This is a genomic window from Pseudomonas sp. BT76 TE3572 (genome assembly GCF_050435365.1).
In the GTDB taxonomy this organism is placed as follows: domain Bacteria; phylum Pseudomonadota; class Gammaproteobacteria; order Pseudomonadales; family Pseudomonadaceae; genus Aquipseudomonas; species Aquipseudomonas fluorescens_W.
This window is the reverse complement of record NZ_JBNDKE010000001.1, coordinates 4103335-4126615: the sequence shown is the minus strand read 5'-3', so window position 1 is coordinate 4126615 and position 23281 is coordinate 4103335. Positions and strand designations below refer to the sequence as shown.

The window sequence follows — 23281 nt, the reverse complement described above, 5'->3', positions numbered from 1 at the left end:
AAGCTGAACGGCGTTAGAAGAAGCGCAAGAAGGGATTTTTTTCTTCTGGTGGTTTGTCTTTGAGCGGACATTCCGGCCGTTGGCCGTAATCGGGGAGGGCGCAGGGTTTGACCTGACGCTTCTGCGCGAGGGAGATGCGCAGCATGTGGAACGGCTGGTTGGCGGTGCGCTCGACCGTGCGGCCCTGCTCGTCGAGGATTTCCACAGAGAGGTTATGACTGCCGCGATCGATATTGCTCAGGGCGAATACCGGGCTCAGGCCGGGCGCTGCGGTGGGCTGGCCGTCGAGTAGCAGTTGGTAGCGATGGCCTCGCTGCAGGCCGGGTTCGCTGGTAACGCTGACGATAATCTCGCCAGCACTGCTGCGCACCGTGGCGTCAGGTTCCGGCACCAGTACTCTCAGCATGTCGTAGTGGAACAGTGGCTTTGTTTCGGCCTTCTTTCCAGTCATCGTCGGTGCTGCGCCGCCAGGGTTGGCGGACATGCGGTTACTCGGCGCCATCGGCACACGCTTGGCATTGCCGGAGCCCGGCTGGTCGGTGTAGACCCGATTGCCCTGGGCGTCGATGTAGGTGAACACCTCGGCCGTCACCGGCAGGGTGATCAGGCAGGTGATCAGCCACCACCACAGCCTCACGGCTTATGCACCCGTTGTACGGTAAACGTCACAGTGGGACTTTGCTGTACGAGGTTTTCCCCATCGATCACCTGCACCGCGAGGCTATGTGTGCCGCGATCAATATTGACCAGTTGCAGGATCGGCACGTTACTCGGCTGGCCGTAAGGTTGATCGTCCAGCAACAGCCTGAACAGATGAGGGCCTTGCAGGCGGGGTTTGATCAGCACGTTGACGGTGAAGGTGCCGTTGTTGGCACGCAGCGCTTCGGTGGTGGGTAAGTTGGTCAACTCCAGCACCTCGTAAGCGCTGCGCGGCTGTTCGCGGCTGGTGGCTTCGACAGGTGGCGCAGAAGGGGCTTGAGGCTCAACCCTGTTAAGCGGTGGCAACTCGACAGGCTGAGCCTTCACGCCATCGGGCGGTTGATTGCTGTAGGCGGTGTTGCCGTCGGCGTCGGTGTACTTATAGATCTGCGCGGCGGCGGGCAGGGCGATCAGCAGCAACATCAGTAGAAAACCACGACCCATAAAATCGACCGGAAGCGAAGGCGTTGGGTTGCAGCATAGGTCAGGGGCGGCGGTTGACCCAAGTTGTAAACATTTGGGCATGATTTACCCATATCTCCCAAACACCACAAAACCCTTGTAGGAGTGAGCCTGCTCGCGATAGCGATCGATCATTCAACATTCATATTGACTGACCTGGCGCCTTCGCGAGCAGGCTCGCTCCTACATGGAAACTGCGGTGATCGCTAAATCGCGGGCATAAAAAAGGCCTCCCGAAGGAGGCCTCTTTTTTGTCACGCCGCTTGCGCAGGCGCTACCGGATTAGCAGCTGTAGTACAGCTCGTATTCCAGTGGGTGTACGAAGGTGCGTACTTTGATTTCTTCTTCGCTTTTCAGGGCGATGTAAGCGTCGATGAAGTCGTCGCTGAAAACGCCGCCTTTGGTCAGGAACGCACGACCTTTGTCCAGCTCTTCCAGGGCTTCTTTCAGGCTGCCGCAAACTTGTGGGATCTCTTTCGCCTCTTCAGGCGGCAGGTCGTACAGGTTTTTGTCAGCAGCATCGCCAGGGTGGATCTTGTTCTGGATACCGTCCAGGCCGGCCATTACCAGGGCTGCGAAGGCCAGGTACGGGTTGGCTGCTGGATCCGGGAAGCGAGCTTCGATACGGCGAGCGCGAGGGCTGGACACGTAAGGAATACGGATCGAAGCGGAACGGTTGCGAGCCGAGTAGGCCAGCATTACCGGAGCTTCAAAACCTGGGACCAGACGCTTGTAGGAGTTGGTCGACGGGTTGGTGAAGCCGTTCAGTGCCTTACCGTGCTTGATGATGCCGCCGATGAAGTACAGAGCGGTGTCGGACAGGCCGGCATAGCCTTCGCCAGCGAAGGTGTTCTTGCCATCTTTGGCGATGGACAGGTGAACGTGCATACCCGAACCGTTGTCGCCGTACAGCGGCTTAGGCATGAAGGTCGCGGTGCGGCCGTATGCATCAGCAACGTTGTGTACGCAGTACTTCAGGGTTTGAACTTCGTCAGCCTTGGCCACCAGGGTGTTGAACTTCACGCCGATTTCGTTCTGGCCAGCAGTCGCCACTTCGTGGTGGTGAACTTCGATGACCAGGCCCATTTCTTCCATGGCGTTGCACATGGAGGTACGGATTTCGTGGTCGTGGTCGAACGGCGGAACCGGGAAGTAGCCGCCTTTGACGCCTGGACGGTGGCCTTTGTTGCCGCCTTCCACGTCCTGGTCGGACATCCACGAACCTTGTTCGGAGTAGATCTTGAACATCGAGCCGGAGATATCGGACTTGAACTTCACTTGGTCGAAGATGAAGAATTCAGGCTCTGGACCAACAAATACGGTGTCGCCGATACCGGTCGACTTCAGGTATTCCTCGGCACGCTTGGCGATCGCACGTGGATCACGGTCGTAGCCTTGCATGGTCGAAGGCTCGATCACGTCGCAAACCAGGATCAGGGTTGGCTCTTCGGTGAACGGGTCGAGAACGGCAGTGCTGTCGTCCGGCATCAGGATCATGTCGGAGGCTTCGATGCCTTTCCAGCCAGCGATGGAGGAACCGTCGAACATTTTGCCTTCTTCGAAGAAAGCTTCATCCAGCGCGTCGCGAGCCGGCATGGTCACGTGGTGCTGAGTGCCTTTGGTGTCAGTGAAGCGCAGATCAATCCACTTGACGTCATGATCTTTGATGAGTTGAACCGACTTCGACATAGTGTCCTCCGGGTGGCTTCGGGCTTAGTAGTGGATGCCCTTAGAATGTGGGTGATGCCGGCGCGAATACTCTGCCAAGGCAACCTGCCTCACAAGGGAGCAAATTGCATGCCAGTGCCCCACCATGGTTTTTTTGCCCCAATTTCACGCTTATAAAGGTGCAAAGCGCAGCAAAGCTGGAAATAGCGCCCCGTAATGTAGCGTCAAATCCATTAAATGACCTGTTTTGGTGCGCGCAAAACCTTCTGCACATTAACTGGTTAAACCTTGAGCAATTTCCGCTATAATCCGCGCCCCCCTTTTTCGGCTGGCCCAGCGCGCGCTGTTTTCATGAAACTAATCGTAAAAGTCTTCCCCGAGATCACCATCAAGAGCCGCCCGGTACGGATGCGTTTCATCCGCCAGTTGGCCAAAAACATCCGTACCGTGCTCCGCGACCTGGACCCGGCTGTGGTGGTGAACGGTGTGTGGGACAATCTCGAGCTGGAAACCCGCGTCAGCGAGCCCAAAGCCCTGAAGGAGATGACCGAGCGCCTGAGCTGCATGCCGGGCATCGCGCATTTCCTGCAGGTCGACGAATACCCGTTGGGCGACTTCGACGACATCGTCGCCAAGTGCAAGCAGCACTTCGGTGATGCGTTGGCCGGGAAGATCTTTTCGGTGCGCTGCAAGCGTGCCGGCAAGCATGAATTCAGCTCGATGGACGTCGAGAAATACGTCGGCAGCCAACTGCGTCGTCAGTGCGGCGCCGCCGGAATCTCGCTGAAAGAGCCGGAAATCGAAGTTCGCATTGAAATTCGCGACAAACGGTTGTTTGTGATCCACAGCCAGCACAACAGCATCGGCGGTTATCCGCTGGGTGCCCTGGAACAGACACTTGTGCTGATGTCCGGCGGCTTCGATTCCACCGTCGCCGCTTACCAGATCATGCGCCGCGGGCTGATGAGCCATTTCTGCTTCTTCAATCTGGGCGGACGAGCCCATGAACTGGGCGTCATGGAAGTCGCGCACTTCATCTGGAAGAAGTACGGCAGCTCCCAACGCGTGTTATTTGTGAGTGTGCCGTTCGAGGAAGTACTGGGAGAAATTCTCGGTAAAGTCGATAACAGTCATATGGGCGTAGTTTTGAAGCGTATGATGTTGCGCGCTGCTTCCCGTATTGCCGATCGGCTGGAGATCGAAGCGCTGGTCACCGGCGAAGCGATTTCCCAGGTGTCGAGCCAGACGCTGCCGAACCTGTCCGTGATCGACTGCGTGACCGACAAGCTGGTCTTGCGTCCGCTGATCGCCAGTCACAAGCAGGACATCATCGACCTGGCCAACGAAATCGGGACTGCCGACTTCGCCAAGCACATGCCGGAATACTGCGGGGTCATCTCGGTGAACCCCAAGACCCACGCCAAGCGTCCACGCGTGGAGTACGAAGAACAACAGTTCGACATGGCAGTACTTGAGCGTGCGCTCGAGAACGCCAAATTGGTGCCGATCGATCGCGTGATCGACGAATTGGGCCAGGACTTGCAGATCGAAGAAGTCAGTGAAGCGCTGGCTGGTCAGATCGTCATCGACATCCGTCATCCGGATGCCGCTGAGGATGACCCGCTGGACTTGGCTGGCATTGAGGTACAAGCGATGCCGTTTTATGCATTGAACGCTCGTTTCAAGGAACTGGACCCTACTCGCCAGTACCTGCTGTATTGCGACAAAGGCGTGATGAGTCGCCTGCATGCCCACCATTTGCTCAGTGAGGGGCATGCCAATGTGCGCGTTTATCGACCGAGCTAAGAGCCCGGGGCTGTATGCCTGTGGCCTGCGTCACCGGCCCCCCGACTCTGCCGTCAAGCTGTAACGGCAAGGCCTGACTCTACTGTAAATCGCTGCCAAGACTTGTCAGCACACCGAATCCTCTGATCGAGATACACAAGTGATCGAAAATCTACGCAACATCGCCATCATTGCTCACGTTGACCATGGTAAGACCACCCTGGTAGACAAACTCTTGCGTCAATCCGGCACCCTGGAGCGCAACGAGCTCAACGACGAGCGCGTGATGGACTCCAACGACCAGGAGAAAGAGCGCGGTATTACCATTCTGGCGAAAAACACCGCCATCAACTGGAACGGCCACCACATCAACATCGTGGACACCCCGGGCCACGCCGACTTCGGCGGCGAAGTTGAACGCGTAATGTCGATGGTTGACTCCGTTCTGCTGCTGGTTGACGCTCAAGACGGCCCTATGCCGCAAACCCGTTTCGTGACCAAGAAGGCTTTCGAAGCCGGCCTGCGTCCAATCGTGGTCATCAACAAGGTTGACCGTCCAGGCGCGCGTCCGGACTGGGTTCTGGACCAGATCTTCGACCTGTTCGACAACCTGGGTGCTACCGAAGAACAGCTGGACTTCAAAGTCGTCTACGCCTCGGCCCTGAACGGCATTGCCGGTCTGGAACACACCGACATGGCTGAAGACATGACCCCGCTGTACCAGGCGATCATTGACCACGTGCCGGCTCCAAAAGTCGACCGTGACGGTCCGTTCCAGATGCAAATCTCGGCACTGGACTACAACAGCTTCCTGGGTGTTATCGGCGTTGGCCGTATCGCCCGTGGTCGCGTCAAGCCGAACACTCAAGTCGTGGCTATCGACGCCGACGGCAAGCGCCGTAACGGTCGTATCCTGAAGCTGATGGGTCACCACGGTCTGCACCGTATCGACGTTGACGAAGCAGCTGCCGGCGACATCGTCTGCATCAGCGGCTTCGACCAGCTGTTCATCTCCGACACTCTGTGTGACCCACTGAACGTCGAAGCGATGAAGCCGCTGACCGTTGACGAACCAACTGTTTCCATGACCTTCCAGGTTAACGACTCGCCGTTCTGCGGTCGTGAAGGCAAGTTCGTCACCAGCCGTAACATCAAGGAACGTCTGGACAAAGAACTGCTCTACAACGTTGCTCTGCGCGTTGAAGAAGGCGACACCGCCGACAAGTTCAAAGTCTCCGGCCGTGGTGAGTTGCACCTCTCGGTACTGATCGAAACCATGCGTCGCGAAGGCTTCGAAATGGGTGTTGGTCGTCCGGAAGTGATCATCCGCATGGTTGACGGCGTCAAGCACGAACCGTACGAAAACGTGACCATCGACCTGCCAGAAGAATCGCAAGGTTCGATCATGGAACAGATCGGTATCCGTAAAGGCGACCTGACCAACATGGTTCCGGATGGCAAGGGCCGTGTGCGCCTTGAGTACAACATCCCGGCTCGTGGCTTGATCGGTTTCCGTAACGAGTTCCTGACCCTGACCTCCGGTGCAGGCATCCTGACCTCGATCTTCGACCGTTACGACGTGATGAAGTCCGGCGACATGTCCGGCCGTCAGAACGGCGTGCTGGTTTCGGTTGCTACCGGTAAGGCTCTGACTTACTCGCTGGAAACCCTGCAAGCTCGCGGCAAACTGTTCCTGGGTCACGGTGAAGACGTGTACGAAGGTCAAATCGTCGGCATCAACAGCCGCGACAACGACCTGGGCGTTAACCCAACCAAAGGCAAGAAGCTCGACAACATGCGTGCTTCGGGTAAAGACGAAACCATCGCTCTGGTTCCGCCTATCCGTTTCACCCTGGAACAAGCTCTTGAGTTCGTGCAAGAAGACGAACTGTGCGAAGTCACTCCTAAGTCCATCCGTCTTCGTAAGAAGATCCTGGGCGAAAGCGAGCGTACCCGCGCTGCCAAGAAAGCCGGTAACTGAGTTTCGACTTAGTTAGCTGCTAAAAAAACGCCCCCGACCGCAAGGTCGGGGGCGTTTTTGTTTGTCTGGGGAAGGGAAAATTGATGGTGGAGTTCAGAATCTCGGGATGACTTGGGATCGACCCCTAACCCTCTCCCCGGAGGGTAGAGGGGACTGACCGAGTTGTTCTTAGAGCTACATCGACTTGAAAGTCTGGAGTCGAACTCAGGATTTGAAAAGCCCCCGATCGGCTCCCTTTCCCCCTCTCCCCACTGGGGCGGTCCGACGTTTCGGGAGGGCTGGGGTGAGGGGGGGGTCTAGAGCCTGCCGCTGAACTCAGAGACGATCAGAACTTCTCGAGGGTGCGACGGCTCTCGCTGCTCTCGCGCGGCACTTCTTTGGGCTTATACGCGCAATACCCCGGCCGCGGCCCGATTTTCGGGTGGTTGCGGCAAGTATCCGGGCGCTTTTCATAAATAGTGCACAGACGGCTCTTACGATCCAGGTACAGGCAATCGTTGTTGCTCATGCGCTGAAGGGTGAAGATCTCGGACTTCTGGTTGTAACGCTCGACGATCCCTTCCTTCTGCAAACGCTTGGCGATGTTTTTCGGCGGCTCGCCGCGCTCGAATTCATCGACGATGCCGATACGGATCAGATCCTTGATCTTGACCTCGACCGGCAGGGTGCAGCAGCTGGAAACGCACGAACCACACATCGGGGCGGAGTACTTGGCCCAGGTATCGAGGCGATCGATCTCCGCGGCGGCGATCAGGTTGGACTTCATCATCGGTTGTTACCAGCGTGCATCAGGGCGCGCGATCATACCGGGACTGGTGGATTTTTGAACAACCTTTCGCCAGTTTTTTCGAAAATCGTCCGAAAACACCGTTAATCCGGCACGGCCCCTGCATTGATTCAGACACATGACAATGTAATGTCGATCTATCTCGCACTATCAGGAAAAACTGCCGAACCAGAGCCCCCACGGCCGGTCAGACCGTCTAGGCTCAACAACTTCACGCTCGCTCGAGGTCCTATCGATGACTCAAGAACCACTTGTTCGCGAAGCAGAGGTGGCCGCATTTCGCGACGCCGTCTTGACCAAACTCACCTACGCGGTGGGCAAAGACCCGGATCACGCCTTCGACCACGACTGGTTCGAAGCCATTGCCCTGGCGGCGCGCGATCATATGGTCGAGCACTGGATGGATCACACCCGGCAGATCTACCGCAAAGGTCAAAAGCGGGTTTATTACCTCTCCCTCGAATTTCTGATCGGCCGTCTGCTCTACGACAGCCTGAGCAACCTTGGTCTGTTGGACGTCGCCCGTGAAGCCATGACTGAGCTCGGCGTCGACCTTGAACGCATCCGCCTGCTGGAACCTGATGCTGCGCTGGGCAACGGCGGCCTCGGTCGTCTGGCCGCGTGCTTCATGGAAAGCATGTCAACCCTCGGCATTGCCGGGCACGGTTACGGCATTCGTTACGAACACGGCTTGTTCCGCCAGGCCATCGTCGACGGCTGGCAGCAGGAACAGACCGAGCACTGGCTGGATTTCGGTAACCCTTGGGAGTTCGAACGGCCAGAGGTCGTTTACCCGATCGGTTTTGGTGGCAGTGTCGAAACCGTCACCGACGAAGCCGGCAAGTCCAAGCAAGTCTGGACACCAGTGGAAACCGTTCGCGCGATTGCGTATGACACGCCGGTTGTCGGCTGGCGCGGGGCGAGCGTCAACACGCTGCGCCTGTGGCGCGCCCGGGCCGTGGAAGATTTGCACCTGGAACGCTTCAACGCCGGCGACCACTTGGGCGCCGTGGCAGAAGTCGCCCGGGCCGAAAGTATTTCCCGGGTGCTCTACCCGGCGGACAGCACCGAAGCCGGCCAGGAACTGCGCCTGCGTCAGGAATATTTCTTCGTCGCCGCATCCTTGCAGGATTTGCTGCGCCGCCATCGCAACATGCACACCTCGGTCCTGACCCTGGGCGATCATGCCGCGATCCAGCTCAACGACACCCACCCTTCGATTGCCGTCGCCGAACTGATGCGGCAACTGGTCGATGTCTATGACGTCGCCTGGGATGCGGCATGGCAAGTCACCGTCGACACGCTGTCTTACACCAACCACACGCTGCTGCCGGAAGCGCTGGAAACCTGGCCGGTCGGTTTGATGGAGCGGATGTTGCCGCGGCACATGCAGATCATTTACTTGATCAACGCCCAGCACATCGATTCGCTGCGGGCCAAGGGGATCCATGACTTCGAGGTCCTGCGCGCGGTCTCGCTGATCGAGGAAGACAACGGCCGCCGCGTGCGCATGGGCAACCTCGCGTTCCTTGGCTCCCACAGCGTCAACGGCGTGTCCGGCCTGCACACGCAGTTGATGCGCAAAACGGTGTTCTCCGAACTGCACAAACTCTACCCGGACCGGATCAACAACAAGACCAACGGCATCACCTTCCGCCGCTGGCTCTACCAGGCCAACCCGGAGCTGACCTCGATGATGGTCGACGCCCTCGGCCCGGATCTGCTGGACAACCCCGAAGAGCGTTTGCTCGGCCTGGAACCGTTCGCCGAGAAAGCCGCGTTCCGCAAGGCGTTCGCCGAACAGCGCCTGCACAGCAAGAAAGCCCTGGCGTACATCATTCATGAGCGACTTGGCGTTGCGGTCAACCCGGCCGCGATGTTCGACGTGCAGGTCAAACGGATCCACGAATACAAACGTCAATTGCTCAACCTGTTACACACCGTTGCGCTGTATCAGGCGATTCGTGCCGAGCCGGAAATCGATTGGGTGCCGCGGGTGAAGATCTTCGCCGGCAAGGCGGCGGCCAGTTATCACCAGGCCAAGCTGATCATCAAACTGACCAACGACATCGCCCGGGTGGTGAACAACGACCCGACCGTGCGCGGTTTGCTGAAAGTGGTGTTCTTGCCCAACTACAACGTCAGTCTGGCGGAGAGCATCATTCCGGCAGCGGATTTGTCGGAGCAGATTTCCACTGCAGGCTTCGAGGCTTCGGGCACCAGCAACATGAAGTTCGGCCTCAACGGCGCGCTGACCATCGGCACCCTGGACGGGGCCAACGTCGAAATGTGCGAACGCATCGGTGCCGAACACATGTTCATCTTCGGCCTCAGCGCTCAGCAAGTTGAAGCGCGCAAGCAGAACCATGAGTTCAACGCGACGCCGGATATCGCCGCGTCCCATCGGCTGAATGACGTGCTGCAAGCGATTCGCGGCGGGGTGTTCTCGCCGGATGATCCTTCCCGTTACACAGGATTGATCGATTCGCTGATCGACTACGACCGCTTCCTGGTCTGCGCCGATTTCGACGCTTACTGGGACGCGCAGATGCGCGTTGAAGCCCATTGGCACGATTCGAAGGAATGGTGGCGTTCGGCGGTGTTGAACACCTCCCGGATGGGCTGGTTCTCGTCCGACCGGACCATTCGCGAGTACGCCACGGAAATCTGGAAGGCGTTGGAGTAACTTTTAGCAATAATTGCGAGCAAGGCCCGACGGTTGTTGGGCCTGGCCGATATACTGAGCGTCAGTTTGCCGGATTGGCCACTGCGCTTAGGGATATCGACCATGCAATGGATGTTCATGCTGATTGGGCTGGTGCTGGGCTGGGTACTCGACGAGTCGTTCAGCGATGCGCTGTTGGGCGCGCTGCTCGGGCTGGGTATTGGCCAGGCCATTCGCATCGGTCGCTTGGGTTCACAGGCCGCCGAGCAACGTAAGCTACTGGATCAGGCTCAGATCGCGCTGAATGTGGTGCAGCAACGGCTGTCATTGCTGGAGGTGTCAGGCGTCAAGACGCCGGAAACCAGTGAGCCAGTTGCTAGCGAAGCCGCTGCACCTCCTGAATTCATTCTCGACGAAATCCCTGCCGAGGCCCCAGAGCTGATCTGGGAACTCCCTCCCGAACTGGAACCGATCACCGCGGCCGCTGCCGAAGCGAGCCGACCCGTGCCCGTCGATGCCTGGAAACCCGAACCGGTCGCCCGCGAGCCGCAACAACCTGCCATCCCACGTGGCCCGAACTTCATCGACCGTGCCATCAGTGGCGCCCGCAACTGGCTGTTCGGCGGCAACACGGTGCTGCGGGTCGGTGTGGTGCTGTTGTTTCTCGGCCTGGCGTTCCTGCTGCGTTACGCCACCGAAGGCATGGTGGTGCCAATCGAGTTGCGTTACGCCGGTGTGGCGGCAGCGGCATTGGGTCTTCTGGGCCTGGGTTGGTGGCTTAGAACGCGCAACAGCCATTACGCGTTGATGCTGCAGGGCACCGGGATCGCGGTGTTGTACCTGACCGTGTTTGCCGCGATGCGCTTGCATCCGCTGCTCGATCCTACGGCGGCGTTAGGCCTGCTGGTCGCGGTGACGGTGTTCTCGGCGATCCTCGCCATCACTCAGGATGCCTTGGGCCTGGCTGCCGCTGCAGCGTTGGGCGGTTTTGCCGCGCCGATCCTGACCTCCACCGGCGCCGGCAACCATGTCGCGCTGTTCAGCTACTTCGCCTTGCTCAACGCCGGCATCCTCGCCATCGCCTGGTTCAAGGCCTGGCGGCTGCTCAACCTGATCGGCTTCGTCGGCACCTTCGGCATCGGTTTCGCCTGGGGCCTGCGTTCCTATACCCCGGAACTGCTGTGGAGCACCGAGCCGTTCCTGATTGTGTTTTTCCTGATGTACCTGGCCATCGGTCTGCTGTTCGCCCGGCGCAAGTTGCTGGAAATGAGCGATGCGCCCGAGGACGACAGCCGTGAAGCGCTGCTGCATTGGTCGGCGCGCAAGGGCGATTACGTCGACGGCACGATGCTGTTCGGTCCTCCGTTGGTGGGCTTCGGCTTGCAGTTCGCGTTGGTCCAGCACTTGGAATTCGCCGCAGCCTTCAGCGCGTTGGCGTTGGGCATGATTTACATGGGGCTGGCGCGGCTGTTGATGGGCGGACGAGCGTTGCTGCTGGCGGAAACCTGTCTGGCGCTGGGGGTGATCTTCGCCAGCCTGGCAATTCCATTGGGGCTCGATGCGCGCTGGACTGCTGCTGCCTGGGCCGTCGAAGGCGCCGGCATCTTCTGGCTCGGCCTGCGTCAGCAACGACCGTTGGCCCGAGCCTTTGCCTTGCTGCTGCAATTGGGCTCGGCGCTGGCGTTTATCAGCGAACTGCGGATCGGCGAAAGCAGCCTGCTCGACGGTACGCCGCTCGGTGCGTTGATGCTCGGCGTGGCGTTGTTGTTCAGCTTCTACCAGTTGCGCAAAGCCTTGCCCGAGCAGACGTCGGAATGGGAGCGCAAAGGGCTGCCGGTATTGGCTTGCCTGGGTCTGACCTTCCTCTATCTGCTGGCGCCGTTGTTCTTCTTCACTCATGGCACAGCGATCAGTTGGGCGCTGGCGGGGTTGGCGACGTTGTTCGTTGGCTTGCGTCTGCAATCGCGCACGTTCCTGTTCACCGCATTCGCCGTGCAGTTGCTCGGCGGTGCGTTGTTCCTGCTGCGGCTACAGGGTTCGAGCGGTGAGTCTGGCGCGGTGTTCAGTGCGGGTTGGAGCGGTCTGCTGAGCGCGTCGTTGATCGGCCTGGCGCTGATTGCTGGCATGTTGCTGGCGGCGCGCGATGAGATGGTCCGAAGCGACGTGCGATTGCTGCGCGGCTTGTCGGTGGTGTTGCTCGCCGGTCTGGTGTTGATCAATCTGGCGGTGCTGTTCGTCCTGCCTTGGCAAACGGCGAGTGCCGTATGGGCGGCCAGCGGTCTGTTCATTATCTGGCTGAGCCTGTACCTGAAGCAGCGCGTGAGTTTTGTCTTCGGTCTGCTGTTGCAGGTGATTGGCGGCGCGGCGTTCCTGATGGCCGGGCCTGATTTGCTCGGACCGCTTGCGAGCGAAGGGTTGAAGCCTCTGGCTCATAGCGGTTTCTGGACGCCGCTGGTGTTGGGTTTGGCCGCGATGGTTGGCGCCTGGCGCTTGCAGCTCGGCAACCATGCCTCGGCCTTCGATGTGCTGAGCTTGCAGCGTTTGTCCGAAGTGCTGCTGGTGTGGGGCGCGGGTTGGTGGGCGCTGGCGTGGGTGAGTGAAGTACTGCGCTTCGCACCGTTGAATCTGCAAGCGACGTTGTTGCTGGCGGTCGCGGCGCTGAGCGTGGCGCTGTGGACGGTATTGGCGCTGCGTTTGAAGTGGTCGTCGCTGGGCTTGCTCTGCACCTTGCTGATGCCTGCGGCCGGTTTGGTGTTGCTGGCTGCGTGGCACTCGCGTTATCACCCGGCGGCCAACGTCGGTTGGCTGGCATGGGCGGCCGTGTTCATTGTGCACTTCATCTCCCTGCGGCGTTTGGCGCCGATGTTGCCGGCGCGCGCCCTCAGTACCGCGCACGTGCTCGGCTGCTGGCTATTGATCGGTGTGTTGGCCCTGGAGCTGCGTTACGGCCTGTTGCTGTTGTCCGAGCAGTACAACGCCTGGCGCTGGTTGGGTTGGGCGATTCTGCCGAGCCTGTATCTGGTGCTGATGGCGGCACCCCGGGCCTGGCCATGGCCGGTGTCGGCGTATTCGCGCGAATACCGCGTGTACGCGGCGGCACCGCTGGCGTTGCTGATGCTCGGCTGGTTCTGGCTGGCGAACGTGGTCAGCGACGGCACCGCCGAGCCGTTGCCTTACGTACCGCTGATCAACCCGCTGGAGTTGGGTCTGCTGTTTGCGCTGTTCGGCGTCTACGTGTGGTCCCGCAGCGCGGTGGTGCAGCTGGCGATTCGCAAGGACTACTGTGATCACGCCACGCAACTGATCGCTGGCGCCTCGCTGTTTGTGTTCTTTACTGCGCTGGTGATGCGCACTGCCCACCATTGGGGCGGTGTGCCGTTCGAGCTGGATGCCTTGCTTGAATCCATGCTGGTGCAGGCCGGTCTGTCTATCGTCTGGACCTTGATGGCCCTGAGTCTGATGATCGGCGGTCATCTGCGTCATCGTCGCGAAGTCTGGCTGATCGGTGCGGCGCTGATCGGTGTGGTGGTGGCCAAACTGTTCTTTGTCGAATTGAGTAACCGCGGCGGACTCGCCCGGATCGTGTCGTTTATCGGCGTTGGCGTGTTGCTGTTGGTGGTGGGCTATTTCGCCCCGTTGCCGCCCAAACGTGCCGAGGCTGTGCCGGAGGCTGAAAAACCGGCCCCGCAAACCGAAGGAGTGTCCTCTTGAGTCAGAAGCTGAACCGTGTCTGGTTGGGCGCAGTTGCGCTGGGTGTGGTGCTGTCGGCCAGTGCTCAGGAAAAATTGGCGGACTTCGCCACGCAGGTGCCGTTGTCGGTCAGCGGCGAAGGTCCGTGGTATCGCCTCGAATTGCCGTTGAGCGTGCAATTGAATGCGCGGCAAACCGATCTCAGCGATGTGCGCGTGTTCAATGCCGCCGGTGAGGCTCAGGCGTATGCCTTGGCGCGCGCGCCGGCGCAGACCAGCGAAAACCGCACCCTGACTGACGTGAAATGGTTCCCGCTGTACAACTCCGCGGACTCCACCGAGCACGCACCGAGCGTGCGGGTGCAATCGAGCGCCAATGGCACGCTGGTCGAAGTGCAGCCGTCCAGTCAGTTGGAGGCGGGCGAAGAAGTGCTGCGCGGTTGGTTGCTCGACGCCAGCAGCATCAAAGCACCGTTGCAGCAATTGATCCTCGACTGGACCAGCGAGCGCGACGGTTTCCAGCGTTTCACCATCGAAGCCAGCGACGACCTGCAGCATTGGCAGTCATGGGGCGAAGGGCAGGTGGCACGCCTGACGTTTGCCGACGAGCAGGTCGAGCAACATGAAGTCGCTCTGCCGGGTCAGTCGGCCCGTTATCTGCGATTGCTGTGGAACACGCCGCAATCGGCCCCGACGTTGACCACGGCGCAACTGCAAAGCGCCAAGCCCCGCAGCCTGTCGCTACCGCTTGTCTGGTCGCAACCGCTGGCTGGCAGCAGCGTGAAGGCCGGTGAATACACCTGGCAATTACCCATGGGGCTGAATGTCGAGCGCTTGCAGGTCGAGTTGAGTCAGCCCAACAGTTTGGCGCCCGTGACCTTGTCCGGTCGTCGGGAAAGTAGCCTGCCGTGGCAGTCGCTGAGCAGCGGTTTGCTCTACCGCCTGACCCAAAGTGGCCAGGACGTGGTGCAGAACGAATTGCAGCTGTCAGGGCAAACCGTGCAGCAGTTGAAGCTGACGGTGGACGAGCGTGGCGGCGGTCTGGGGGCTGAGGCGCCGACTGTGCGATTCGCCGTGCGCTCCATTCAATTGGTGTTTCTGGCGCGCGGAGCAGGGCCTTATACGCTAGCGCTGGGAAGTGCCACGGTGAAGGCGGCGAGCCTGCCGCTGTCGACGTTGATTCCGGATTACAGCGCGGCAAAGTTGGCGACATTGGGCAAGGCTACGGTCGAAGGCGCGGCGGTGACCACACCAGCGTCGACCGTGACAACGGCTGCGCCGACGGACATCAACTGGAAGAAATTCGGGTTGTGGGCGGTGTTGCTGCTCAGTGTTTTGTTTCTGGCCGCGATGGCGTTCAGTCTGTTGCGCAAGCCGCCGGTCAAGCCGTGAAACTGGCAGCAACGCCCGGTGCATATCCGGGCGGTTTCGAACTACGCTCAACCGGGCGCATGAACTCTATTGGGTGTAACACGTCTGATAGGAGGAAATGCGCCCTGACTCGCGTTAAACTGCGCGGGTTTTTAGCCCCCCCATTCCACCGGAGCCTTCCATGTCCCGCGTTACCCTGAGTCGCTATTTGATTGAGCAGACCCGTAGCAACAACACCCCTGCCGATCTGCGTTTCCTGATCGAAGTGGTGGCGCGCGCCTGCAAGGAAATCAGCCACGCCGTGTCCAAAGGCGCCCTCGGTGGTGTTCTGGGCAGCATGGGCACCGAAAACGTCCAAGGCGAAGTGCAGAAGAAACTCGACGTGATCTCCAACGAGATCCTGCTCGAAGCCAACGAATGGGGCGGTCACCTGGCCGGCATGGCGTCCGAAGAAATGGACAATGCCTACCAGATCCCGGGCAAATACCCGAAAGGCGCGTACTTGCTGGTATTCGACCCATTGGACGGCTCGTCGAACATCGATATCAACGCACCGGTCGGTACTATTTTCTCGGTGCTGCGTTGCCCGAGCGAATACCTGAGCCAGAACGAAGCCTTGAACGAAAAGGCTTTCCTGCAGCCAGGTACCGAGCAGGTAGCTGCCGGTTACGCCATCTACGGCCCACAGACCATGCTGGTGCTGACCTTGGGCGACGGCGTAAAAGGCTTCACCCTGGACCGCGAAATGGGCAGCTTTGTGCTGACCCATGAAGACATCACGATCCCGGAGTCCACTCAGGAATTCGCGATCAACGCGTCCAACCAGCGTCACTGGGAAGCCCCGGTACAACGCTACGTCGGCGAATTGCTGGCGGGCGATGAAGGCCCGCTGAAAAAGAACTACAACATGCGCTGGGTCGCCGCAATGGTTGCCGATGTACACCGCATCCTGACCCGTGGTGGCTTGTTCATGTACCCACGTGACAGCCGCGAGCCATCGAAACCAGGCAAGCTGCGCTTGATGTACGAAGCCAACCCGATGTCGTTCCTGGTTGAGCAGGCAGGTGGCGCGTCCACCGATGGTCACCAGCGCATCCTCGACATCAAGCCTGATGGCTTGCACCAGCGCGTAGCGGTGTTCCTCGGCTCGAAAGAAGAAGTCGCACGCGTCACGGCTTACCACAAGGAATAAACCATGACCGCGCCCTGGCAGCCGTTGCTCGAATGGTGGTTCGGAACGCTCGAATCCCCCAACGAAGTATCGGCTGACAAGGGCAAGTTATGGTTCGGCAAGCGCGACAGCCAGGACCTCGAAGCGCGCACGCGTTTCGGGGACTGGGTCGAGCAGGCACTGGCCGGCGGATTGACCGAGTGGGCGCAACGCCCCGAAGGTTGGCTGGCTCTGGTGCTGCTGCTCGATCAACTCCCGCGAATGATCTATCGCGACACTCCCAAATCCTTTTCAGGCGATCTCAGGGCTCAGGCACTGGTGGCGCAAGGCATTGCTGCGGATTTCGATCGGCAGTTGCGGCCGATCCAGCGGGTATTTATCTACCTGGTGTTTGAGCACTGCGAGAATCTGGCGGTGCAGAACGAAGCGGTTTCGCGGTTTATCGATCTGGTGGCGCAGCAGCCTGAGGCGGATCGGGCGGTGTTTGCCGATAACCTGGATTATGCCGAGCGGCATCAGAAAGTGATTGCCCGGTTTGGACGGTTTCCGCATCGCAATGCGGTGTTGGGAAGGGAGTCTACGGCTGAGGAATTGGCGTTTCTTTCGGGACCCGGGTCTCGGTTCTAAATCCACCCCTCACCCTAACCCTCTCCCCAGGGGGTAGAGGGGACTGACCGAGTTGTTCTTTCGAGTGACATCGACCTGAAATATCGAGTCGAACTCAGGTTTCGAAAACCATGAAGATCTGCTCCCTTTCCCCCTCTCCCCAGTGGGGAGAGGGCTGGGGTGAGGGGTGGATCTTGAAGTTTAAATGCGGAAGCTGCCCACCAACTGCTTCAACCGCGCCGCCTGCTGCTCAAGGTCTGAACACGCACGCAACGTCGACTGCAAGTTCTCCACGCCTTCCTGGTTCAGCGTGTTGATTTCGGTAATGTCGACGTTGATCGACTCCACCACCGCCGTCTGCTCTTCCGTCGCAGTGGCCACCGACTGGTTCATCCCGTCGATCTCACCGATACGCTGAGTCACGCTGCCCAGACGTTCGCCCGCCTGGTTGGCGATGCCGACGCTGCTTTCGCTCTGGCGCTGGCTGTCGGTCATGGTGATCACGGCTTCCCGGGCGCCGACTTGCAGTTCCTCGATCATCTTCTGCACTTGCTGCGCCGAATCCTGAGTACGGTGCGCGAGGTTACGCACTTCGTCCGCTACCACGGCAAAACCACGACCGGCTTCACCGGCACGGGCCGCTTCGATGGCGGCGTTGAGTGCCAGCAGGTTGGTCTGCTGGGAGATGCTGGTGATCACTTCCAGAATCTGCCCGATGTTCACGGTGTTGCTGTTGAGCGTTTCGATGTTGCCGCACGAATCGCTGATCTTCGCCGAGAGCTGCTGCATCGCCGCGATGGTTTTATCCACGACTTGCTGACCGTCCTCGGCCAATGCGCGAGCATCACTCGAATGCTGAGAGGCGAGGGCGGCGTTCTGGGCAATTTCCTGGGCGGCAGCACCCAGCTCGTTGATAGCGGCGGCGACGCTGCTGGTGCGCGAAGCTTGCTGGTCGGAGTTGAACATCGACGAGTTCGACGCGGCAACCACACGCAAGGCGACTTCGTTGACCTGGCCGGTGGCTGAGGACACTTCGCGAATCGAGGTGTGAATACGCTCCACGAAGCGGTTGAACGAGGTGCCCAGTGCACCGAATTCGTCCTGGCCGTGGATGGTCAGGCGTTTGGTCAGGTCACCTTCGCCTTCGGCGATGTCGTGCATGGCGCGGCCCATGGTCAACAGTGGCTGCATCAAGAAACTGATCAGCATGCCCAACAGCGCGATGATGATCACCACGGCAATGACCATGGCGATGATCGCCGAGGTGCGGAATTCGCTGAGCATCGAGAACGCGGTGTCCTGATCCAGCACCAGCGCCACGTACCAGTCTGCCGAAGGCACACCGTTGACGTGGGTAAAGGAGATGAATTGGGTCTTGCCGTCGATCTCGACTTCTTTCATGCCCGGGCTGATTTTCGGCGCGCCATTCGGGTAAGCATCGGTCAGGCTCTTGAGCACCAGTTTGCTGTCCGGGTGAATCAGGATCTTGCCGTCGGCACTGACGATGAACGCGTGGCCATGGCCGCCGAAGTTCAGCGAGTTGATGATCGCGCTGACGCTGGACAGGTCGATGTCTGCGCCAGCGACGCCGATCATTTGATTCTGATGTTTCACCGGCGTGGCGACGGTGATCACCAGTTTGCCCGACGACGCGGCGATGTAGGGTTCGGTGACGATGGTCTGTTGCGCACCATTGGCCGCCTTGTACCAGCCGCGGGCGCGAGGGTCGTAATCCGCCGCTCGATTGCCGGCCGGGACCGAGAACATCACGCCGTCGGTGCCACCGAAGTAGCTCAACTGAAAATTACTGGTGTAGGCCGGCAGGTCGATGGCGCGCTTGAGGTTGGTCGGGGCGCTGCCGTCCACGGCGATCTGCTGGGACAGCGATTGCAGCAACTGAATGCGGCTTTCCAGCCAGGTCTGGATGTTGCTGGTGGTCAGGCTGCCGAGTTCCTGCATCGAGGATTCGGTACTGCTGCGCAGGGTTTGCCGCTGGCGGTAGTCGTTGAAGAGGATGAAACAAGCGAATGCAACGGCCACCACGAGGGCGGCAGCCAACAAGATCTTGTGGCTGAACTTCATGTTTCTGGTCATTAAATGAGCTACCGCGGCGGGGGCTGGTCAAAAGGGCGTCTTGCGTTGCTTTTATGTCGACCAGCCGGCGCCAAAGATTAGGCGGCTTTTGCGAAAACCGACGAAATACTCAATAGCGAAAGAAAGTTGCTGATTTTTCGAAAAAAGGCAGACGAGCGGCCTGATAAATAGCCGTCCGACCAGGGAACCAGAAAGGGGTTTTCTCTTCTAAGCTTCAGCTTGGCAGCCATGCCATTCCCCTTCGCCCCAGGAGCTACACCATGTCGCTGCGTTCTATTGCCCTGCTTTCGTTCTGCGTGTTGTTGGCCGCTTGCAGCAAGATCAATCAGGAAAACTACTCGAAGCTGTCGTCAGGCATGCCCAAGGCCGAGGTAGAAACCTTGCTGGGCAAACCCGCCGATTGCTCGGGCGCGCTCGGCATGTCCAGTTGCACATGGGGTGACAAGAACAGCTTTATCAGCGTGCAGTACGCCGGTGACAAAGTACTGATGTTTTCCGGCCAAGGCCTGAAGTAAACCGGGGCTATACGCCCGCGGGAGAAAAACAATGAAGCGGTTATTGATACTCCTTTTTGCCGGCCTGGTATTGGCCGGCTGCGCCACTTCCGGCGTAGATCCATTGGCACCGAAAACTGCCAATAGCGTCAATCTCAAGAAGTACCAAGGGACCTGGTACGAATTGGCCCGTCTGCCGATGTATTTTCAGCGCAACTGCGCGCAATCCGAAGCCCACTACACGCTCAAGCCTGACGGCAAGGTGTTGGTGCTCAATCGCTGCCTGACGACAGACTGGCAATGGGAAGAGGCCAAAGGCGTGGCCTGGCCACAGGAACCGGGTAAAACCGACAAACTATGGGTCGAGTTCGATACCTGGTTTTCGCGGCTGATTCCGGGTGCGGCGAAGGGCGAGTACTGGGTGTTGTACGTCAGCGATGACTACAAGACCGCCATTGTTGGCGATCCGAGCCGCAAGTATCTATGGCTGCTGTCACGGACCCCGACGGTCAATGGTGTAGTGCGTGAGGAACTGCTGAGCAAGGCGCGTCAGCAGGGCTACGACACGACGCGGCTGATCTGGCGCGCGACCGATACGCAGATGGCCAAGACTTCGAACTAACGGTCACCGAAGACCCAATGTGGGAGTGAGCCTGCTCGCGATAGCGGAATTTCAGTCAACATCCTTGTTGAAGCTGATGGCCCTATCGCGAGCAGGCTCACTCCCACATTTATTTTGTGTCAGCCCAAAAGATCGCGCAGGACTTGGGTGAAGGCGCGGTTGCTTTCTTCTTCCCCGGCATGACGCCCATCGCGCACAACCCACTGGCCATTGACCAGCACATCCCGCACCTGACGATCACCGCCGGCAAACAACCAACGATTGAGAATCCCGTCGCCACTGGCCGTCGCCAGGTACGGATCGTTGCCATCCAGCACCAGCCAATCCGCACGCTTGCCCACTTCCAGCGCACCAATTGGCTGACCCAGCGCCTGGGCCCCGCCATCCAGCGCCGCGTCGTACAGCGTGCGGCCAACCATCGGCTGATCCGCGCCATACAAACGATTACGCCGTTGGTCGCGCAGACGCTGGCCGTATTCCAGCCAGCGCAATTCTTCCACCACGCTCAATGATACATGGCTGTCGGAACCGATGCCCATGCGCCCGCCCTGAGCGAGGAAATCCACCGCCGGGAAAATCCCGTCGCCGAGGTTGGCTTCGGTGGTCAGGCACAAGCCAGCGATGGCGCGACTCTTGGCCATCAGCGTGACTTCTTCCGGGTTGGCGTGGGTCGCGTGAACCAGGCACCAGCGCTGATCGACTTCGGTATTTTCGTACAGCCATTGCAGCGGACGGCGACCGCTCCAGCTCAGGCAGTCATCGACTTCCTTCTGCTGCTCGGCGATGTGAATGTGCACCGGGCACTGCTGGTCGCTGGCGGCCAGCACTTCGCTGATCTGCTGCGGTGTTACCGCGCGCAACGAATGGAAACACAAACCCAACGACTGCGCCGGTTGCTGCGCCAGGATCGGCTGCAAGCGCGACTGAAGCTTGAGATAGTTTTCGGTGCTGTTGATAAAGCGACGCTGGCCGTCGTTCGGAGCCTGGCCGCCGAAACCGGAATGGCTGTAGAGCACCGGCAGCAGGGTCAGGCCGATCCCGGCGGAACTGGCGGCCTGGCTGATGCGCAGCGCCAGTTCGGCCGGGTCCGCGTAAGGCTGGCCGTTGGTGTCGTGGTGTACGTAGTGAAATTCCGCGACCGAGGTGTAACCGGCCTTGAGCATTTCGATGTACAGCTGACGGGCGATGACACCGAGTTGATCCGGACTGATTTTTCCGACGAGGCGATACATCAAATCGCGCCAGGTCCAGAAACTGTCATTCGGATTACCCGCCACTTCCGCCAGCCCGGCCATGGCGCGCTGGAAGGCGTGGGAGTGTAAATTCGGCATACCCGGCAGCAGCGGACCGCTTAGCCGTTCGGCGCCATCTGCGTTGGAATCGGCCTGGATATGGGTCAACACGCCATCGGCGCTGACCTCAAGACGTACATTGTTGGCCCATCCACTAGGCAGCAGCGCGCGTTCGGCAAAGAAGGCGGACATGGTTCAGCACCCCATCGTGTGTTATTTGTATATACATATACAGACGTTTGCCTGCTCGGTAAACTCCGGCAAGCTAGCAACTTCTAACCGATGAACAAGGATTAACCGTGCCGACTCCGCCTACAGTCTCCCCGTTGGCCGCGAATATGGGCGACAGTCCGGCGCCCTTGTACGCCCGCGTCAAACAGATGATCACCCAGCAAATCGACAGTGGAAACTGGCCGCCGCACTACCGCGTTCCGTCGGAAAGCGAGCTGGTCAATCAGCTGGGTTTCAGCCGCATGACCATCAACCGCGCCTTGCGCGAGATGACCGCCGACGGTCTGCTGGTGCGCATGCAGGGTGTCGGTACGTTCGTCGCTGAGCCGAAAAGTCAGTCCGCGCTGTTTGAAGTGCACAACATCGCCGACGAAATCGCCTCCCGTGGCCATCGCCACACCTGCAAGGTCATCACCCTCGAAGAAGAGGCCGCCGGTTCCGAACGGGCCCTGGCCCTGGACATGCGTGAAGGCCAGAAAGTTTTTCACTCGCTGATCGTGCATTTCGAAAACGACATCCCGGTGCAAATCGAAGACCGTTTCGTCAACGCATTGGTGGCGCCGGACTACCTCAAGCAGGACTTCACCCTGCAAACGCCATACGCCTATCTGAACCAGGTCGCGCCGCTCACCGAAGGCGAGCACGTGGTCGAGGCGATTCTGGCCGAGGCCAGCGAGTGCAAGTTGCTGCAGATTGAAAAGGGCGAGCCGTGCCTGCTGATTCGTCGCCGCACCTGGTCCGGTCGTCAGCCAGTGACCGCCGCCCGTTTGATCCACCCCGGTTCCCGTCATCGTCTGGAAGGTCGGTTCCATAAATGAGTCAGTTCAAGGTTCTACGTGCAATAGATTACCCACGCATGCCATGGAAAAACGGCGGCGGCAGTACTGAAGAAATCACCCGTGATGGTGGTGCCGGTCTTGAGGGTTTCGGCTGGCGTCTGTCGATTGCCGACATCGGCGAGTCGGGCGGCTTCTCGACATTCGCCGGCTATGAGCGAGTGATCACTGTACTGCAAGGCGACGGCATGACCTTGCGGGTTGATGGCCAGGACACAAAGTCACTGTTACCGCTGGACCCGTTTGCCTTCAGCGGCGAGAGCCAGGTTTCCTGCACCTTGCTCGGTGGGCCGATCCGCGACTTCAACCTGATTTATGCCCCGCAGCGTTATAGCGCGCGATTGCAGTGGCTGGACGGCGAGCAGCGGTTTTTCAGCTCGGCAGGCACCGTGTTGGTATTTAGTGTCACCGACGAGCTTGAAGTGAAGGTCGGTAACAGTGCCTCACAACTCGGTCGCCATGATTGCCTGCAACTCGACGGTAACGCCGGTTTGCTGGAAGTCTCCAGCAATGGCCCGTGCTGTGTCATCGAACTGATCGCACGCTGATTCAACATTCTTAAAAGATCGCAGCCTCGTTTCACTCGACAGCTCCTACAGGATGAACGCCATTCTCCTGTAGGAGCTGTCGAGTGAAACGAGGCTGCGATCTTTTGCTTTCTAGCGTTCCCCAACGCGCACCAACTTGTTACCGAACGCCCCAGCGTGGCGCAAAACCACGTTCAGGTAACAGCGGTCACACCCCTCGCAAAATCCCCCCGAAAAATTTCATCTTTGCCAGAACCCTTGATCCAGGCGCCTTCCAGCCCTTTCAAAACTTTTCTTGAAC

18 protein-coding genes are annotated in these 23281 nt (G+C 59.4%); 11 read left to right on the top strand and 7 right to left on the bottom strand.

Annotated elements, in window-relative coordinates; all coding sequences use genetic code 11:
• Nucleotides 1-13: 13 nt before the first annotated feature.
• The 3 genes from ABH912_RS18640 to glnA all read right to left on the bottom strand — a co-directional run bounded on the left by ABH912_RS18640 (nucleotide 14) and on the right by glnA (nucleotide 2850).
• Complete coding sequence (locus ABH912_RS18640; protein WP_429511346.1) at nucleotides 14-637, bottom strand: DUF4124 domain-containing protein; 624 nt, start codon at nucleotides 635-637, stop codon at nucleotides 14-16.
• A complete protein-coding gene (locus tag ABH912_RS18635) occupies nucleotides 634-1143 on the bottom strand; it encodes a DUF4124 domain-containing protein (RefSeq protein ID WP_429511345.1) in 510 nt (169 codons plus the stop codon). The genes ABH912_RS18640 and ABH912_RS18635 overlap by 4 nt, the downstream gene beginning before the upstream one ends.
• 300 nt (nucleotides 1144-1443) lie before the next feature.
• Complete coding sequence (gene glnA / locus ABH912_RS18630; RefSeq protein WP_008149440.1) at nucleotides 1444-2850, bottom strand: glutamate--ammonia ligase; 1407 nt, start codon at nucleotides 2848-2850, stop codon at nucleotides 1444-1446.
• A 330-nt stretch (nucleotides 2851-3180) separates the two neighbouring features.
• Between glnA and thiI the strand changes: the two genes are divergently transcribed.
• Together thiI and typA are read left to right on the top strand one after the other, a co-directional pair.
• On the top strand, nucleotides 3181-4635 hold the full coding sequence (gene thiI, locus ABH912_RS18625; protein ID WP_429511344.1) for a tRNA uracil 4-sulfurtransferase ThiI: 1455 nt from the start codon (nucleotides 3181-3183) through the stop codon (nucleotides 4633-4635).
• Nucleotides 4636-4774: 139 nt separating this feature from the next.
• A complete protein-coding gene (gene typA, locus ABH912_RS18620) occupies nucleotides 4775-6595 on the top strand; it encodes a translational GTPase TypA (protein WP_033055293.1) in 1821 nt (606 codons plus the stop codon).
• Nucleotides 6596-6920: 325 nt separating this feature from the next.
• Here the strand turns inward: typA and ABH912_RS18615 are convergent, their stop codons facing one another.
• Nucleotides 6921-7364: a YkgJ family cysteine cluster protein gene (locus tag ABH912_RS18615; protein ID WP_033055294.1), complete on the bottom strand. Its 444-nt coding sequence runs from the start codon at nucleotides 7362-7364 to the stop codon at nucleotides 6921-6923.
• Between the two features lie 253 nt (nucleotides 7365-7617).
• On the opposite strand from ABH912_RS18615, the gene ABH912_RS18610 reads away from it, so the two are divergent.
• The 5 genes from ABH912_RS18610 (at nucleotide 7618) to ABH912_RS18590 (ending at nucleotide 16905) form a co-directional block, all read left to right on the top strand.
• Nucleotides 7618-10068, top strand: a complete 2451-nt coding sequence (locus ABH912_RS18610; RefSeq protein ID WP_033055296.1) for a glycogen/starch/alpha-glucan phosphorylase — start codon at nucleotides 7618-7620, stop codon at nucleotides 10066-10068.
• Between the two features lie 102 nt (nucleotides 10069-10170).
• Entirely contained in the window at nucleotides 10171-13758 is a 3588-nt protein-coding gene (locus ABH912_RS18605) for a DUF2339 domain-containing protein (RefSeq protein WP_429511343.1), read from the top strand.
• Nucleotides 13755-15128, top strand: coding sequence for a DUF3999 domain-containing protein (locus ABH912_RS18600; protein WP_429511342.1), 1374 nt, complete (start codon nucleotides 13755-13757; stop codon nucleotides 15126-15128). The genes ABH912_RS18605 and ABH912_RS18600 overlap by 4 nt, the downstream gene beginning before the upstream one ends.
• Nucleotides 15129-15288: 160 nt before the next feature.
• Entirely contained in the window at nucleotides 15289-16299 is a 1011-nt protein-coding gene (locus tag ABH912_RS18595) for a class 1 fructose-bisphosphatase (protein ID WP_033055301.1), read from the top strand.
• Between the two features lie 3 nt (nucleotides 16300-16302).
• Complete coding sequence (locus ABH912_RS18590) at nucleotides 16303-16905, top strand: DUF924 family protein (protein WP_429511341.1); 603 nt, start codon at nucleotides 16303-16305, stop codon at nucleotides 16903-16905.
• A gap of 180 nt (nucleotides 16906-17085) precedes the next feature.
• Here the strand turns inward: ABH912_RS18590 and ABH912_RS18585 are convergent, their stop codons facing one another.
• Both ABH912_RS18585 and ABH912_RS18580 read right to left on the bottom strand, forming a co-directional pair.
• On the bottom strand, nucleotides 17086-18978 hold the full coding sequence (locus ABH912_RS18585; RefSeq protein WP_429511340.1) for a methyl-accepting chemotaxis protein: 1893 nt from the start codon (nucleotides 18976-18978) through the stop codon (nucleotides 17086-17088).
• 77 nt (nucleotides 18979-19055) lie between these two features.
• Nucleotides 19056-19208 (bottom strand): hypothetical protein, encoded by a 153-nt coding sequence (locus tag ABH912_RS18580; protein WP_429511338.1) that lies wholly within the window; start codon nucleotides 19206-19208, stop codon nucleotides 19056-19058.
• A gap of 30 nt (nucleotides 19209-19238) precedes the next feature.
• On the opposite strand from ABH912_RS18580, the gene ABH912_RS18575 reads away from it, so the two are divergent.
• On the top strand, nucleotides 19239-19493 hold the full coding sequence (locus ABH912_RS18575; protein WP_033055306.1) for a lipoprotein: 255 nt from the start codon (nucleotides 19239-19241) through the stop codon (nucleotides 19491-19493).
• Between the two features lie 31 nt (nucleotides 19494-19524).
• Nucleotides 19525-20094: a lipocalin family protein gene (locus ABH912_RS18570; RefSeq protein ID WP_033055307.1), complete on the top strand. Its 570-nt coding sequence runs from the start codon at nucleotides 19525-19527 to the stop codon at nucleotides 20092-20094.
• Between the two features lie 119 nt (nucleotides 20095-20213).
• Here the strand turns inward: ABH912_RS18570 and ABH912_RS18565 are convergent, their stop codons facing one another.
• Nucleotides 20214-21578, bottom strand: a complete 1365-nt coding sequence (locus ABH912_RS18565) for a formimidoylglutamate deiminase (RefSeq protein WP_429511337.1) — start codon at nucleotides 21576-21578, stop codon at nucleotides 20214-20216.
• A 146-nt stretch (nucleotides 21579-21724) separates the two neighbouring features.
• Here ABH912_RS18565 and hutC point away from each other — a divergent pair, with 146 nt between their 5' ends.
• Together hutC and ABH912_RS18555 are read left to right on the top strand one after the other, a co-directional pair.
• Nucleotides 21725-22435 (top strand): histidine utilization repressor, encoded by a 711-nt coding sequence (gene hutC, locus ABH912_RS18560; RefSeq protein ID WP_177326944.1) that lies wholly within the window; start codon nucleotides 21725-21727, stop codon nucleotides 22433-22435.
• Nucleotides 22432-23001 (top strand): HutD/Ves family protein, encoded by a 570-nt coding sequence (locus ABH912_RS18555; RefSeq protein WP_429511336.1) that lies wholly within the window; start codon nucleotides 22432-22434, stop codon nucleotides 22999-23001. The genes hutC and ABH912_RS18555 overlap by 4 nt, the downstream gene beginning before the upstream one ends.
• Nucleotides 23002-23281: the final 280 nt, after the last annotated feature.

Coding starts and splice junctions, on each gene's coding strand:
- ABH912_RS18635 (WP_429511345.1), bottom strand. CDS start 1,143: ATGGGTCGTGGTTTTCTACTGATGTTGCTGCTGATCGCCCTGCCCGCC.
- glnA (WP_008149440.1), bottom strand. CDS start 2,850: ATGTCGAAGTCGGTTCAACTCATCAAAGATCATGACGTCAAGTGGATT.
- thiI (WP_429511344.1), top strand. CDS start 3,181: ATGAAACTAATCGTAAAAGTCTTCCCCGAGATCACCATCAAGAGCCGC.
- ABH912_RS18615 (WP_033055294.1), bottom strand. CDS start 7,364: ATGATGAAGTCCAACCTGATCGCCGCCGCGGAGATCGATCGCCTCGAT.
- ABH912_RS18610 (WP_033055296.1), top strand. CDS start 7,618: ATGACTCAAGAACCACTTGTTCGCGAAGCAGAGGTGGCCGCATTTCGC.
- ABH912_RS18605 (WP_429511343.1), top strand. CDS start 10,171: ATGCAATGGATGTTCATGCTGATTGGGCTGGTGCTGGGCTGGGTACTC.
- ABH912_RS18595 (WP_033055301.1), top strand. CDS start 15,289: ATGTCCCGCGTTACCCTGAGTCGCTATTTGATTGAGCAGACCCGTAGC.
- ABH912_RS18590 (WP_429511341.1), top strand. CDS start 16,303: ATGACCGCGCCCTGGCAGCCGTTGCTCGAATGGTGGTTCGGAACGCTC.
- ABH912_RS18585 (WP_429511340.1), bottom strand. CDS start 18,978: ATGACCAGAAACATGAAGTTCAGCCACAAGATCTTGTTGGCTGCCGCC.
- ABH912_RS18580 (WP_429511338.1), bottom strand. CDS start 19,208: ATGGCTGCCAAGCTGAAGCTTAGAAGAGAAAACCCCTTTCTGGTTCCC.
- ABH912_RS18575 (WP_033055306.1), top strand. CDS start 19,239: ATGTCGCTGCGTTCTATTGCCCTGCTTTCGTTCTGCGTGTTGTTGGCC.
- ABH912_RS18570 (WP_033055307.1), top strand. CDS start 19,525: ATGAAGCGGTTATTGATACTCCTTTTTGCCGGCCTGGTATTGGCCGGC.
- ABH912_RS18565 (WP_429511337.1), bottom strand. CDS start 21,578: ATGTCCGCCTTCTTTGCCGAACGCGCGCTGCTGCCTAGTGGATGGGCC.
- hutC (WP_177326944.1), top strand. CDS start 21,725: ATGGGCGACAGTCCGGCGCCCTTGTACGCCCGCGTCAAACAGATGATC.
- ABH912_RS18555 (WP_429511336.1), top strand. CDS start 22,432: ATGAGTCAGTTCAAGGTTCTACGTGCAATAGATTACCCACGCATGCCA.